This window comes from Methylocaldum sp. GT1TLB, assembly GCF_051027445.1.
Taxonomy (GTDB): Bacteria; Pseudomonadota; Gammaproteobacteria; order Methylococcales; family Methylococcaceae; genus Methylocaldum.
Genome location: NZ_CP194898.1, coordinates 4,619,515 through 4,633,649 on the forward strand (window position 1 = coordinate 4,619,515; position 14,135 = coordinate 4,633,649).

12 protein-coding genes are annotated in these 14,135 nt (G+C 60.8%); 6 read left to right on the forward strand and 6 right to left on the reverse strand.

Annotated elements, in window-relative coordinates; genetic code table 11:
* Positions 1-169: 169 nt before the first annotated feature.
* A complete protein-coding gene (locus ACR2R1_RS20340) occupies positions 170-2,056 on the reverse strand; it encodes a PhoX family protein (RefSeq protein ID WP_434111696.1) in 1,887 nt (628 codons plus the stop codon).
* Between the two features lie 253 nt (positions 2,057-2,309).
* Here ACR2R1_RS20340 and ACR2R1_RS20345 point away from each other — a divergent pair, with 253 nt between their 5' ends.
* Positions 2,310-3,002 carry a VPLPA-CTERM sorting domain-containing protein gene (locus tag ACR2R1_RS20345; protein ID WP_434111698.1) on the forward strand — a complete coding sequence of 231 codons (693 nt, stop codon included), beginning with the start codon at positions 2,310-2,312 and terminating at the stop codon, positions 3,000-3,002.
* A gap of 227 nt (positions 3,003-3,229) precedes the next feature.
* Here ACR2R1_RS20345 and nadD read toward each other — a convergent pair whose 3' ends face one another.
* The 5 genes from nadD to leuS all read right to left on the reverse strand — a co-directional run bounded on the left by nadD (position 3,230) and on the right by leuS (position 9,437).
* A complete protein-coding gene (nadD, locus tag ACR2R1_RS20350) occupies positions 3,230-3,859 on the reverse strand; it encodes a nicotinate-nucleotide adenylyltransferase (RefSeq protein ID WP_133716763.1) in 630 nt (209 codons plus the stop codon).
* A 112-nt stretch (positions 3,860-3,971) separates the two neighbouring features.
* Complete coding sequence (locus ACR2R1_RS20355) at positions 3,972-5,234, reverse strand: glutamate-5-semialdehyde dehydrogenase (protein ID WP_434111700.1); 1,263 nt, start codon at positions 5,232-5,234, stop codon at positions 3,972-3,974.
* Between the two features lie 49 nt (positions 5,235-5,283).
* Positions 5,284-6,315: a DNA polymerase III subunit delta gene (holA, locus tag ACR2R1_RS20360; RefSeq protein WP_434111702.1), complete on the reverse strand. Its 1,032-nt coding sequence runs from the start codon at positions 6,313-6,315 to the stop codon at positions 5,284-5,286.
* On the reverse strand, positions 6,312-6,836 hold the full coding sequence (gene lptE, locus ACR2R1_RS20365) for an LPS assembly lipoprotein LptE (protein ID WP_086133056.1): 525 nt from the start codon (positions 6,834-6,836) through the stop codon (positions 6,312-6,314). Before lptE ends, holA begins: the two co-directional genes overlap by 4 nt.
* A 3-nt stretch (positions 6,837-6,839) precedes the next feature.
* Positions 6,840-9,437, reverse strand: coding sequence for a leucine--tRNA ligase (gene leuS / locus ACR2R1_RS20370; protein ID WP_434111704.1), 2,598 nt, complete (start codon positions 9,435-9,437; stop codon positions 6,840-6,842).
* Between the two features lie 443 nt (positions 9,438-9,880).
* On the opposite strand from leuS, the gene ACR2R1_RS20375 reads away from it, so the two are divergent.
* The 5 genes from ACR2R1_RS20375 to ACR2R1_RS20395 all read left to right on the forward strand — a co-directional run bounded on the left by ACR2R1_RS20375 (position 9,881) and on the right by ACR2R1_RS20395 (position 14,091).
* The gene (locus ACR2R1_RS20375; protein ID WP_434111706.1) at positions 9,881-10,498 is read left to right on the forward strand and encodes a LemA family protein; all 618 of its coding nucleotides are present in this window, start codon (positions 9,881-9,883) and stop codon (positions 10,496-10,498) included.
* A 25-nt stretch (positions 10,499-10,523) separates the two neighbouring features.
* A complete protein-coding gene (locus ACR2R1_RS20380) occupies positions 10,524-11,363 on the forward strand; it encodes a TPM domain-containing protein (RefSeq protein ID WP_205780625.1) in 840 nt (279 codons plus the stop codon).
* On the forward strand, positions 11,363-11,872 hold the full coding sequence (locus tag ACR2R1_RS20385; protein ID WP_077727887.1) for a TPM domain-containing protein: 510 nt from the start codon (positions 11,363-11,365) through the stop codon (positions 11,870-11,872). The genes ACR2R1_RS20380 and ACR2R1_RS20385 overlap by 1 nt, the downstream gene beginning before the upstream one ends.
* A gap of 244 nt (positions 11,873-12,116) precedes the next feature.
* Entirely contained in the window at positions 12,117-13,625 is a 1,509-nt protein-coding gene (locus tag ACR2R1_RS20390; RefSeq protein WP_086133060.1) for a helicase HerA-like C-terminal domain-containing protein, read from the forward strand.
* Between the two features lie 271 nt (positions 13,626-13,896).
* Positions 13,897-14,091 (forward strand): hypothetical protein, encoded by a 195-nt coding sequence (locus ACR2R1_RS20395; RefSeq protein WP_077727889.1) that lies wholly within the window; start codon positions 13,897-13,899, stop codon positions 14,089-14,091.
* Positions 14,092-14,135: the final 44 nt, after the last annotated feature.

Below are 14,135 nucleotides of genomic sequence, written 5' to 3' on the forward strand. Positions count from 1 at the left end.
TGCTCGTAAGCGCCCGCCCTAGAGTTTTTCCCCGCGGTTTAGCGGTGCGGATTGGGAAATGCGTGGGTCGGCAATCCTTTGCCGACAAAGCCCTCGTCGACCCAGTGTGTCGGCAAAGGATTGCCGACCTACTGCCGCACCGACCGGAAAAACGCTCCGATTGCGTCTCTTATTTCAACGCGGGCAATGCGCCTTTGCGAGTGCCGATGTAACCGATCACCGCGCGATGCAGGGCGTGCCACTTCTCGTTCAGCTTCGCGATCACGAGATCCTTGTCGTGCCCCATGTAGTTTTTATTTACTTCCTCGCCGGCGTGCTGGAAATTGCTCATGATGTAGGAGAAGCCGTGGGCATTTTCCACGATCTGTAAACCGGCCGCTTCCGCGCCCATCGGCGTGGAAAGGATGCGCGCCAAGCGGCGATTGTCGACGTTGTAGGCCCAGACGTAGTTATTGTTGCGGCGGCTGGTGTCTTCGCCGATAAAAAGCGTGCGGCTCGCGGGCGAAAACTTGAGATTGTCCGGTCCGCAAACCTTGTCCTGCTCGCAGCGGTTGCCTTCGGCATCCTTTCTGTCTTCGCCGTTGTCATTCTTGCCCAGCCACCCGCCCAGGAGCTCCGGTACGGATCTCATGGCGGACGCCACGAAGCGGCTATCGATCCCGGCTTCATGGCCGTCGGTCAGCTTGAGCTCGTAAACCGCCCCGCCGTCGTTTTGAGGCAGGCGAATATCGCCGGTGCCGTCGGCCATGCCTTTTTCGATACGCGAGATGGCGACATACGCCTTGCGTCCGCTCGGATCGTGGGCGACGCCTTCCATTTTGGAGAATTCGGTCGTGGCTCCGAGATAGGCCGCGTAACGGCGGGTTTCCAGAAAAGCCGCGGCTTTTTCCATATGGGGCTTGAGCCGCAGCCATTCGGTGCCGGTGTAGGTGGTGACTTTCTTGTAGCCATGCTCATGGGGGTCGGTATTGCTGGCGTCGAATATGTCGGCGAACTTGATGCCGTTATCGACCAGGGCCCTGATTTCGGCATCCGCGGCCGAGCCCAGCTTGATCCAGGTCAGCTTCGCCGCTCCTCCTCTCGACGCCGTGGTTTGTTTCCATTTGGCGGCGTAAAGCGTGCCTGACGACAGATCCTCGGGGTGGTCGGCGATGAACATGAACAGCCCGGTATTGACGCCGTCGTCGCCCATGTAAGCCGTGCGCCGGTCGGGCATTATTTCGGCCAATTCCCGCGAAAACCGGCCCAGGACGTAGTGCTTGACGGCCGATGCGGTTCCGTTGGCGTCGATCTTTACCTCCGGCACCAAACCATAGTGATAGGCATTGGCGTGTGCGGCATCGCCGAAGTAATACCGGCTGAACGAGTCGATGTCCGTGGTGTCGTCGCTGTCCTCGGTCTTGGCGCCGCCGCCGCGAACCTTGGCGTCCGGTTCGTATTCTTCGCTGCCGAGATGCGTGTTCCAGGGCGAAAGCGAGGCGGCGCAGGCTATCCAAAGACCGTTCACGCTGCCGAAGCTGATGTTGTGGTAATCCGCAACCGTCAGGGCGCCGGTGGATTTGTTTTGATCGAGCTTGGCAAAGCTCGCGGTCGCCGGCAGCTTGCTCCAGAAGCGTCCCGATTGCCCGGCGGGCGGCAGTTCCTTGTATTCGTACTGGGTGACCAGGGCCAGGGCTTCGTTTCGAAGAGGATCGTGGGCCTTCATGCCCGGTATCGCCATCAGGGAGTTGCCGTCCGGCGAATCCGAGGCGATTTGTCCGTAGGTATCGGCCAGCGGGTGATCATGGTAGTCGTACAAGCCGCCCACGGTATGCCCGGCGATCGAATCGGCGGTGCCCATCAGTTCGTGATAACTCAGATCGTAAGTCCGGCTCTTGCCGTTCCGGTAAATCACTTTCATCCGGGCTTTGCTGTAAATGTCCGTTTTCTCGTCGGCGGTGACGGGAGCAGGCATCCCGATGAATTCGACCGATTTGACGGTTGGGGCGGCGTCGGCCGAACCGGCGAAAGTCAGCAGCGAGAGCGCTGACGAAACGGCTACGGTGAAAGCGTTCATTCTTGGCGTTATTCGAAAAATGTTTAACCCTAGTCGACGAATGTTAAATTCTTGTGACAATACGCCGAACAGGTGAGGCATTTGCCCTATGGTCCAGGCATTTCCCGCAAAAGGCGCGCCATAATCCGTTTGCGCATGCGATTTCTGGCTGATCCGGTATGTGGAATGAAACGTGCTTGTAACAATCCGCGGCTTGCTTCGGCAAGCCGTCTGATTCGCCTTTTTAACCGACTGATTAGGGAGTAGATTGCTCATGAAGACATTTATCGGTGTGATCACAGGGATTCTTTTCTTTTTCGGCGGGACTGCCGCGCAGGCCGCCCTGCTGGAAGGCCAATCGGTTTATTTCCAGTTTGCGGACGAGGACCTGGATTACTTCGGGACACCGTCCATCGACGGCGATACCCTGAGCTTCGCCTTTTCCGATCGTTCTGCCGCCTCGGCTTCCCAGCGCCTAAGGGAAACCATGGAATTTCAGGTCATCGCCAAGGACGGATTTCTGATCAATCAGTTTCACTTGGCCGAGGGCGGCGACTACGCACTCGCCGGAAAGAACAGCAGCGCTTCGGCCAACAGTCGGCTCCGGCTCGACGACTTTACCAACGACGAACTGTTCCGCGACTCGGGTGAAAAATCCTTCCGCCTCGGCGGCAGCGGCGGCGAAAAGGCGGGCAGCTGGACCACGCTGTTCGAGCAGTCGATTGCCCGGAGCGAAGAACTGGACATCCTCTTGACGACGATGCTGGGGGCCGTTCCGGTGGGCAGTCAGGGTGAGGCCTGGATCGATCTGAACGCGATCCGCGTGACCATCGGCGCGGTTCTGTCCGGCGGCGAACCGGCCCCGGTGCCTTTGCCCGCGGCCGTGTGGCTCTTGGCCTCCGGACTCGCCGGTTTGAGCGGCGTGGCGGCCGCCAAGAAGCGCCGCAGCGTGCTTTTACACGCATAACAAACATCATCGGCCGATAAGCGCCGCGTGTATCTCGGGTACCGGAGGAATTCGGCCAAAAGTAGCGCGGGCCGGGCCCATTCCGCTCTTGGCCGCGATGCGGGAACGCATCGCAAGATCCACACGCCGACCGAGGCAAAGGGATTGTACCTGCGGTCGCTTTCGTTCGATATGCTTGAAATCATCCTTGCTCGCGCCTGCGGACGCGCGGGACTGCCGTTTCTGGGCTACCGGTAAAGTGCTTCGCTTTGGATGAATCGCCGGACCGGCTCGGGAATCAAATAACGGGCGCTCTTGCCGGTTTTTACGGCTTCCCGGATGCGGGTCGCCGAAATATCGAGCTGGGTGACATCGACGAAATGGATTGCTCCCGCCGGCTGAGGGCGCATGGCACCTGGCTGTTCGGTACGGCGTTCTGCGATGCGCGATGCCAAATCGCCCGCAAAATCGGGCGCCGCGCCCGGCCGTTGCATGACGACGATATGGGCGAGATCGAACAGCTCCCGCCAGCGGTGCCAGCGGGGAAAGCCGAGGAAGGCATCCAGCCCGACGATCAGGCACAACGGCCGAGCGCCGATCTCCGCTCGAATGGACGCAAGCGTATCCACCATGTAGGACGGCCCGGGCCGGTCTAGTTCCCGTGTATCGATACGGAAGCCGGGCTCGGCGTCGTGCAGGGCCAGCTCCAGCATCTTAAGGCGATGATCGGGTTCGGCCTCCGGCGCAGCGCGGTGGGGCGGCAAACGGCAGGGGACGAAGCGGACCTCGTCCAGTTCGACCGCTTCTTTGACTTCCAGGGCCGTCCGCAGGTGGCCGTAGTGGATGGGATCGAAGGTTCCGCCGTATATGCCGATCATGAGCGCTCTTGGGGGGGAGAGGCCGCAGCAGTAGGCCGGGAACCCTTTCCCGACATATTCGTCGGCAAAGGATTGCCGACCTACGATACTAATCCGCCCTAGGTGTTGCAAGTCAGGCGCGGATATGCCCATCGCCCAGAACGATGAATTTCTGGGTGGTCAATCCTTCCAGTCCTACCGGGCCGCGGGCGTGCAGCTTGTCGGTGCTGATGCCGATTTCGGCGCCCAAGCCGTATTCGTAACCGTCGGCGAACCGGGTGGAGGCGTTGACCATTACCGAGCTGGAATCCACTTCCCGGAGAAAACGGCGCGCGCGGGTGTAGTCCTCGGTCACGATGGCGTCCGTGTGTTGCGATCCGTGCCGATTGATATGATCCAGCGCCTCGTCGAGGCCCTCGACCACGCGGATGGACAGGATGGGCGCGAGATATTCGGTGTCCCAGTCTTCCGCGGTTGCCGGCGTACAGTCCGGCAAGATTTGCACGGTTCTAGGGCAGCCGCGGAGCTCCACGCCCTTTTCCCGAAAGAGGTGCGCCAGGTCCGGAAGGAGAACGGGCGCAATCGGGGCAGCGATCAGCAAGGTTTCCATCGCATTGCAGACACCGAAGCGCTGGGTCTTGGCATTCAGAGCAATCTTGATGGCCTTGTCGAAATCGCAGCGGTCGTCGATGTAGACGTGGCAGATGCCGTTCAGGTGTTTGATGACCGGGATGCGGGATTCTTCCGTGATGCGCTCGATGAGGCTCTTGCCGCCGCGCGGCACGATCACGTCCACGTGGCGTTCCATGCGGATCAGCTCGCCGACCGCCGCCCGGTCGGTGGTTTCGATCAGTTGCACGGCGTCGCGGGGCAGTCCCGCTTGCTCAAGACCGTCCCGTATGCAGTCGGCGATGGCCTTGTTGGAATGTATGGCTTCGGACCCGCCCCGCAGGATGCAGGCGTTGCCGGATTTGAGGCAAAGCGCCGCGGCGTCCGCGGTCACGTTGGGGCGGGACTCGTAGATGATCCCGATGACGCCCAAAGGCACCCGCATCCGGCCGACCTGAATGCCGGAGGGTCTATAGGTGAGGCCGGTGATTTCGCCCACCGGATCGGAAAGCGCGGCCACTTCGCGTAGACCTTGAGCCATGGCGTCTATGCGCTTTTCGGTGAGGTCCAGCCGGTCGAGCATCGCGCCGTCGAGTCCTCTGTGGCGTCCGGCCTCGAGATCCTTGTGATTCTCCGCCATCAGCAATTGGGTATTGCTTTGCAGGGTGTCGGCGATGGCCAGGAGAGCGCTGTTCTTTGCGGCGGTCTCCGCACGGCTCATCGAGCGGGCGGCCTCGCGAGCCTGCTCGCCCACCCTAAGCATGTAAGTTTGAAGGTCGTTTAACATGGGTCGTTCAAGGAAAGGTGAATAATCGAAAGCGGTGAGCTATGAAACGTCAATGAGGCTTCGCCGTAATGCGTGTTCCCGAAGGTGCCGTGAGGCTTACGCAGACGGACAACAGTTCTTCCCAGGGGTCGCCCGTTTCCATGCCTTTGATCACTCTGTCAGCCTTGGCGCTGAGCAAGAGGGTCCGGTGAATGCTGTCGCGGTTCAGGCGCTGCAGTGCCTGGAGCACGGTCGATTTTCGTTTGTCCCACACTTGGCATTTCGCCAATGCCGATTCGGTCGGGGTGCCTTGGGCGACCAGAGCCATGATGTTGCCGATCAGGCGAACGTCGCGGGTGAGCGCCCATAGCGCGACCGCAGGCGCCACGCCTTCCGCCTTGAGTCCCGTGAGTACGCGGTAGGCTTTCTGAGTGTGACCGCGCAAGACTTCTTCGGCCAGATCGAAAACATCGTAACGGGCGCTGTCGGCGACGGCCTTGACGATCTGGTCGTCGTCGATCTTGCCCTTGCCGTACAAGATGTGCAATTTTTCGATTTCCTGGGCGGCCGCCAGCAAATTGCCTTCGACGCGGGCGGCCAATATGCGGATGCCCGAGCGGTCGGCCAACAGACCTTTCGCGTTCAAGCGCCGGTCGAGCCAGCGCAGCAATTGCTCGCCCTCCAGGGGCCAGACCTGGACCACCACGCCGATGCGGTCGATGGCCTGGTACCAGCGGCTTTTTTGTTCGGCGCCCCCGATTTTCGCGCTGCTGACGATGAGGACTGCGTCTTCCGCGGGCCGCTCGGCATAACGCGCCAGGGCTGCCGCCGCCGCTTTGTCCGGCTTCGCGGGAAGGCGCAGGTCCAAAATGCGCTTTTCGCCGAAGAGAGAAAACGAATCGGCGGCCTCCTGCAAGCTGCCCCAGTCGAAGCCGGTATCGGCGTAGAACAATTCACGGCTGCCGTACCCGGCGGCACGCGCCGCCTGCCGTACCGCGTCGGACGTTTCCGCGAGTTGCAGGGGCTCGTCTCCGCTCAGGAAATAAACCGGAGCCAGACGCTTTTTCAGTTGCTCTCCCAGCTGCTCGGCGGATAGTTTCACGACTTGTCCGCAGGCGGGCGGCTCAGTGCGTAAGCGACGCGGCGAAATAGGAGTTGGGCGGCCTCGCGCTGCATCTCCTGTTGGATTTGGTATTCCTCCTGGGTTTGACTGAGCGGGGAGGTCTGATCGTTGAAATAATCCCGTTTCAGCTCGAGCTCCTGGCGCGGCAGCAGTATCTCGCCCTGTGGCGTCGAGACCTCGTAGACGACCCGATAGCTCAAATCGAACAGGTTGGCCCGGCCTTGCTTGCTCAGACCGATCGGGCGGCGGTCCTGCCTCGCCTGGACGATGTGGATCACCGCGCCGGCCTGGCTGGGAGCCGCCGCGAGGTTGCCCCCGGAATAAGACAAAATCTGCGAAAACTCCTGAACGAACAGGTCTCCGCGCCCCAAACCGTCGATGTAGAAGGTTTTAGCGACCATCGTGGCCGGCAAGCTGCCGCGGAGATGGAATCCGCAAGCCGAGAGCAATAGGGCGAAAATTGCCGAAACCGCCGCTTTTGCGAGAGACCGTCTTGTCATTGGCTACACCACGATGTTGACCAGCTTGCGCGGAACCACGATAACCTTTTTGACCGGTTTGTCCTCGACGAAGCGCTGCACGTTGGGATCGCCGAGCGCGGCGGCCTCGACGGCGTCGTTGGCGGCATCCACCGGCACGGTGATTTTGCCGCGCAGCTTGCCGTTCACCTGAACCACCAGCTCCACGGTGTTTTGCACCAGCGCCGATTCGTCCGCTCTTGGCCATGCCATGGTCGCGACCGTTTCGGGATGTCCGAGCTCGTGCCACAAGCGGTGGCAAATATGGGGCACGATGGGAGACAGCATCAGCACCACGAGCTCCAGCGTTTCCTGGCGCACCGCGCGTCCCCGATCGCTCGCATCGTCGAACTTCGCCAAGGCGTTGAGCAGTTCCATGTTGGCGGCGATCGCCGTGTTGAAGGTGTAACGCCGGCCGATATCGTCGCTGACCTTGCGAAGGGTCTCGTGCGTCTGGCGCCGCATGGCCTTTTGCGCCTCGTCGAGCGCCGTCTTGTCGAGCCTAGGGGCGGGGCCTTGGTCGACATGGACGGCGACCTGTTTCCAGAGGCGCCTCAGGAACCGGAATCCACCTTCCACGCCGCTGTCCGACCATTCCAGCGACTGCTCGGGCGGGGACGCGAACATCATGAACAAGCGCGCCGTGTCCGCGCCGTAACGATCGATCAGCGCTTGCGGATCGACGCCGTTGTTCTTGGACTTGGACATTTTTTCGGTGCCGCCGATCGTGACCGGCTGTCCATCGGCCTTCAAGCTCGCGCCCAGCGGCCTTCCCCGCTCGTCCAATTGCACGTCCACTTCGGCCGGGTTGTAGTAGTGCTTCTTGCCGTCGGCCTGCTCCCGGTAGAAGGTCGGCGCCACCACCATGCCCTGGGTGAGCAGATTGGTGAAGGGTTCGTCGCTGTCCACCAGGCCCACGTCGCGCATCAGCTTATGGAAGAAGCGCGCGTACAGAAGATGCAGGATGGCGTGCTCGATGCCGCCGATGTACTGATCCACCGGCAGCCAGTATTTGGCGCGTTGATCCAGCATGGCGTCGTGGCTGTCCGGGCAGGCATAGCGGGCGTAGTACCAGGACGATTCGACGAAGGTGTCCATGGTATCCGTCTCGCGCTCAGCCGGGCCTCCGCATTTCGGGCAGGTTGTTTGATACCACTCGGGCATTTTCTTGAGCGGAGAGCCCACATCGATCTTGACGTCCTCCGGCAGTACCACGGGGAGCTGATCTTCGGGTACCGGCACGTCGCCGCAGCTCGGGCAATGGATGATCGGGATCGGGCAGCCCCAGTAACGCTGGCGGGAGATGCCCCAGTCGCGCAGGCGGAACTGGGTGCGCTTCTGGCCTAGGCCTTTGGCTTCGAGATCGGCGGCGATGGCGTCGAAGGCTTGCTGGAAATCGAGGCCATCGTATTTTCCCGAATTCACGCACACGCCGTACTCGGCATAGTCGTCTATCCACTCGCCCTCCGGATCGACCGTCTCATAAGCGTCCGATTTGGACGCGATGACGGTTTTGATCGGCAGTCCATATTTATGCGCAAACTCGAAATCCCGCTCGTCATGCGCCGGCACCGCCATCACCGCGCCTTCGCCGTAGCCCCACAATACGTAATTGGCGACCCACACCGGCAGTTTTTCGCCGGTTAATGGATGAATGACGAAGCGGCCGGTCGCCATGCCTTTCTTTTCCATGGTGGCGAGCTCGGCTTCCGCCGTGCCGCCGTGTTTGCATTCCTCGATGAAGGCTTCCAATTCCGGATGGCCTTCCGCGGCTGCCAGGGCCAGCGGATGTTCCGCCGCCACGGCGACATAAGTCGCGCCCATCAGGGTGTCGGGGCGGGTGGTGTAAACCTTGAGGACGTCGCTGCCGTCCTCGTAGGGAAAATGCACTTCGCAGCCGTGGCTCTTGCCGATCCAGTTGCGCTGCATGGTCTTCACCTGTTCGGGCCAGCCCGGCAACTGGTCCAGCCCGGCGAGCAGTTCCTCGGCGTAGGCGGTGATGCGCATGAAGTACATGGGGATGTCGCGCTTTTCCACCGGCGCGCCCGACCGCCAGCCGCGGCCGTCGATCACTTGTTCGTTGGCCAGCACGGTCTGGTCCACGGGGTCCCAGTTCACCGGGGCGACCTTCTTGTAGATCAGGCCTTTTTCGAACAGCTTGGTGAACAGCCATTGTTCCCAGCGATAATAATCGGGCTTGCAGGTGGCGATCTCGCGGCTCCAGTCGATGGCGAGCCCCAGCGACTTGAGTTGCTTGCGCATGTAATCGGCATTGGCGTAAGTCCACGCCGCCGGAGCGACCTTGTTCTGCATCGCGGCGTTTTCCGCCGGCAGTCCGAAGGCGTCCCAGCCCATCGGCTGAAGCACGTTCTTGCCCTGCATGCGCTGATAGCGGGCGATCACGTCGCCGATGGTATAGTTGCGGACATGGCCCATGTGCAGCCGCCCGCTGGGGTAGGGGAACATGGACAGGCAGTAATACTTTTCCCTGGCCGGGTCTTCGACGGCGCGGAAAACGCCCTGGGCTTCCCAGGCGTCCTGGGCTTCTTGTTCGATGGTCTGCGGCTTGTAAATGTCTTCCATACGCGGGGATTTCGGTCGCCGAATTAAACCTTGTAGGATACTAAAGCACTCGCCGGTACCGCAAATGGGCGCGGGCTTCGTCGGCGATCCTCGTTTTGTCCTGAAAACCGGATTTCGTAGGGTGGGTTAGGCGCGCATAGCGACAGATTTGGTATTAGTCACTGTGCCGCGAGCGCGCCGTAACCCACCAAAAGGTGTGGTCCACGCCCCCCCCGGTGGGTTACGGCGCGCGGAAACACCGAAGGAACTTTGCGGACTCGGTGCGATGCGCGCCTAACCCATCCTACGAAATCCGTACTTCGGAACAAACACGAGTTGCCGGGACTCCTGAACGGGATACTCCGAATAAGCCTTTTGACAGATTGTCTTATGCCTGTTGTACGTAGCACACTTTATGGATTCGTTTTCCGGACATCGTCCGACAGCCTTTTCGGGAGAAAAACATGCGCACATTGATCGCGGGCTTGGTCTTATTACACGTGCTCTTGCTGAGCGGATGCGGATACAACACCCTGCAGCAGCAAGACGAGCAGATCAAGGCGAGCTGGTCGGAGGTCGTAAACCAATATCAGCGCCGGGCGGACCTGGTGCCCAATTTGGTCAACGTGGTGAAGGGTTACGCCGGACACGAACGGGAGGTGTTGACCCAGGTGACCGAGGCGCGTTCCAGGGTCGGGTCCGTTCAGGCCACGCCGGAACTGTTGAACGATCCGCAGGCCTTCTCCCAGTTCCAGGCGGCTCAGGGCGAATTGTCCGGCGCCTTGTCGCGATTGATGGCGGTGGCGGAGAACTATCCGCAGCTCAAGGCGGACAGTTTGTTCCGCGATCTGCAGGCGCAGCTGGAAGGTACGGAGAACCGCATCACCGTGGCGCGCAATCGCTACATCGCGGCGGTTCAGGACTATAACGTCACGGTCCGCTCCTTCCCCACCAACATTACCGCGCGGATTTTCGGCATGGAGGTCAAGCCGAATTTCACGGTGGAAAACGAACGCGAAATCTCTCGGCCGCCCACGGTCGATTTCGGCACGCCGGCCCCGGCCCCCGCTCCGGCCCGGTAGGCGAACGTCGATATCGATGCCGAACATGCTTCCGGTTTGGATTCTTGCCGTCCTTCTGGCGTTTGTCGGGTCCGAGGCTAGGGCCGAGGTTGCGGTGCCGCCGCTTCAGGCGCGAGTGACCGATCTGACCGGGACCTTGAAGCCGGACGAAAAGGCGGGACTCGAAAGCCGGCTGTCAGCCTTCGAGGCTGAAAAGGGCAGCCAAATCGCGATCTTGCTGGTGCCCACCACCGAGCCCGAGACCATCGAGCAATATTCCATACGGGTGGCGGATGCCTGGAAGCTAGGCCGCAAGGGGATCGACGACGGCGTCCTGATCCTCCTGGCCAAGCAGGACCGTACCGTTAGGATTGAAGTGGGGCGCGGGCTCGAGGGCGTGATCCCCGATGCCGTCGCCAACCGGATCGTGGAAGACGTGATGCTCCCGTTTTTCAAACAAGGCGATTTCTACGGCGGCCTGTCCGAAGGCATCGATAGCCTTTTCGCCCTGATTCGCGGGGAGCCTCTGCCCGCGCCAGCCGATGGCGAAAGAGTTCCGGATGAGGATCTGGGCGGCGTTTTCGGGCTTTCGATTCTGGGCGGCATCTTCGGTGGGCGGATACTCCGGTTTCTGTTCGGCCCCTTTCTCGGCGGGCTCATTGCCGGCGCGGGCGCCGGACTGCTGGTCGCCTTTTTCGGTCTGCCGATCCTGTTTTCGCTTTTCGTCGGCTTCTTCGTGTTCATGACGGTGTTCGGAGGCATGGGTCGGGTAGGGCCGGGCGGCTGGTACGGCGGGCCCGGTGGATTCGGCGGCTCCTCCGGAGGTGGCGGTTTCCGAGGGGGCGGCGGCGGTTTCAGCGGCGGCGGAGCTTCGGGGCGCTGGTGATGTTCAAGCATTTCGGTCGTATCCTAAAGCATCTGTGTTACGGACCCTGGCGGCTTCGGCGGGTCCTGCCGCGCCACGCGCTTAAAGCCATCGCCGAGGAGATCCGTGAAAGCGAGACGAAGCACGGCGGAGAAATCCGCGTCGCCGTGGAAATTTCGCTCGATTGGCGGAGATTGCTGCGGCGGGAGACGCCGAGGGAAAGGGCCTTGGAAGTGTTTTCCGATCTCCGCATCTGGGATACGGAACGGAACAACGGCGTTTTGATTTATCTGCTGCTCGCGGATAGGGACGTGGAGATCGTCGCCGATCGCGGTATCGACCGGCTGGTCGGAGCGGAAGCTTGGGAGCGTATCTGCCATGAGATGGAAGCGGCTTTTCGGAAAGGCGACTTCGAAGCGGGTATCGTGGCCGGGGTTCAAGCCGTGGGCTCTCATTTGGAAAAGCACTTCGCGGGACCGGATCTGCACGGCGACGAGCTCGCCAATCATCCGGTCATTATTGATGGTTGAGTTTGCTCGGCCGCTCCTGTTTTGAGTTAAGGCTCAGGCTCGTCGTTCCGGCAGGGAATGCCGGAACCCAGACGTTCGGGACGACTTGCGGAGTAACGTCCTTGTCGACTGGATACCGGCACTCCCTGCCGGTATGACGGCTTAGTTCAACAGCATTGTCCCGCGCCGGGTACGGACTTTTTCCGGTCAACCGGCTAGTTGCCGATTACTATTAACGGATCACTTCATTTGCCGGAGACCACTCATGACCGACGCATTGTTAATCGCCAAAGGCCGGGATTCGCTTTCACTGCTGCCGTCCATGGCCAACCGCCACGGCCTGATCAGCGGCGCGACCGGCACCGGCAAGACCGTTACGCTGCAAGTTCTGGCGGAGCGTTTCAGCCGCATCGGCGTGCCGGTGTTTTTATCGGACATCAAAGGCGATTTGTCCGGTTTGAGCCAGCCGGGCGTGGCCAGCCCGAAGATGGCCGAGCGGCTATCGTTGCTCGGCATCCAGGGCCATGAATTCGCCGGATTTCCGGTGACCTTTTGGGATGTTTTCGGCGAACAAGGCCATCCGGCGCGGGCGACCATTTCCGAGATGGGGCCCTTGCTGCTCTCGCGCATGCTTAATCTGAACGAAACCCAGGAGGGCGTGCTCCACCTGGTTTTCAAGATCGCGGACGACAGCGGAATGCTGCTGCTCGATCTGAAGGACTTGCGCGCGATGCTTCAGTTCGTGGGCGAAAATGCGGGCCAATTCACCACCTCGTACGGCAACATCTCCGCCGCCAGCATCGGCGCCATCCAGCGCGGTTTGATGGCCTTGGAAAGCCAGGGCGGAGACCGGCTGTTCGGCGAGCCCTCCCTGAACATCGACGATCTGATGCAAACCGCGCCGGACGGGCAGGGCGTAATCAATATCATGGCCGCCGACAAGCTCATGCAGGCACCGAAAGTCTATGCAGCCTTTCTGCTCTGGCTGTTGTCCGAACTGTTCGAGCATCTGCCGGAAGTGGGGGATCGCGACAAACCCAAGCTGGTGTTTTTCTTCGACGAGGCGCATCTGCTATTCGACGACGCTCCGGAGATTTTGCTGGACAAGATCGAGCAAGTCGTGCGCCTGATCCGCTCCAAGGGCGTGGGCGTTTATTTCGTGACGCAAAATCCTCTGGACGTTCCGGACAAGGTTTTGGGACAGCTCGGCAATCGCATCCAGCACGCGCTTCGGGCCTTTACGCCGCGGGATCAGAAAGCGGTTCGTTCGGCGGCCGAAACCATGCGCGACAATCCGGACCTGGACGAGAAGACCGTCATTACCGAGTTGGGCGTCGGCGAAGCCTTGGTTTCATTACTCGACGAAAAAGGCCGTCCGCATATCGTCGAGCGGGCCTTCATCCTGCCGCCTCAAAGCAAGATCGGCCCCATCGATGCCGCTCAACGAAAGCAACTCATCGGCGAGTCGCCCATCGCGGGCCATTACGAAAAAGCCGTGGACCGGGAGTCGGCCTACGAAATGCTCAAAGCGCGTGCCGCCGAGGATCTCCAGCAAAGGACCGAAGAAGCCGGCCGTCCTGCTTCCGGTTCGGCAGCCGGAGGCATTTTCGATACGCTCGGGAGCATTCTGGGCACTCCGTCGCGCGGTAAGGGCAAACAACGGCAAACCGCGATGGAGGCCTTCGCCAAAAGCGCCGCCCGAAGCATAGGCAGCGAACTCGGCCGGCAGCTTCTTAGGGGCGTGCTGGGGTCTTTGACGGGAAGAAAAAGGTAGGGTGGACGTTATCAGGTATACCAAAAGGTAGGATGCGGTGAGGGACGAACCGCATCGTTCGCGATCAATGCGTTTCGGGCACTCAGTGCATCTTACGAACTCGTTATCGGGCAGGCGGCAATAAAAATATCGGCTTGCGGCTATTCTTAACGACGGCTCAGTTTACATGTGGGTCCCGGTCGGCCAGTTTCGGCCGACCGGGACTTCTCGCGAGGCGCCGAACGAACCCGCGTGATCCGTGCGGCCATAGAAGAGTTGACGAGGAGTTAAGATGTTTTACGAAGTGAAGCCTTTGGTGCTGATTCTGATCGGGGCCGCCGTGGTCATGAGTCAGACCGCCTTGGCGATACCGTTTGCCGTACTGTTGATCGTTCTCGGCGCATTCATTATGGGCATGCGTTTCATCTATCGCTCCGAAAGAGTCAGTAGAGCAAAAACCGCTTCACGGCAACGAAAGAATTTCTGATTTACCGGGCAATCGGCATTTCGTTCCGCAGAGCCGCAGAGACC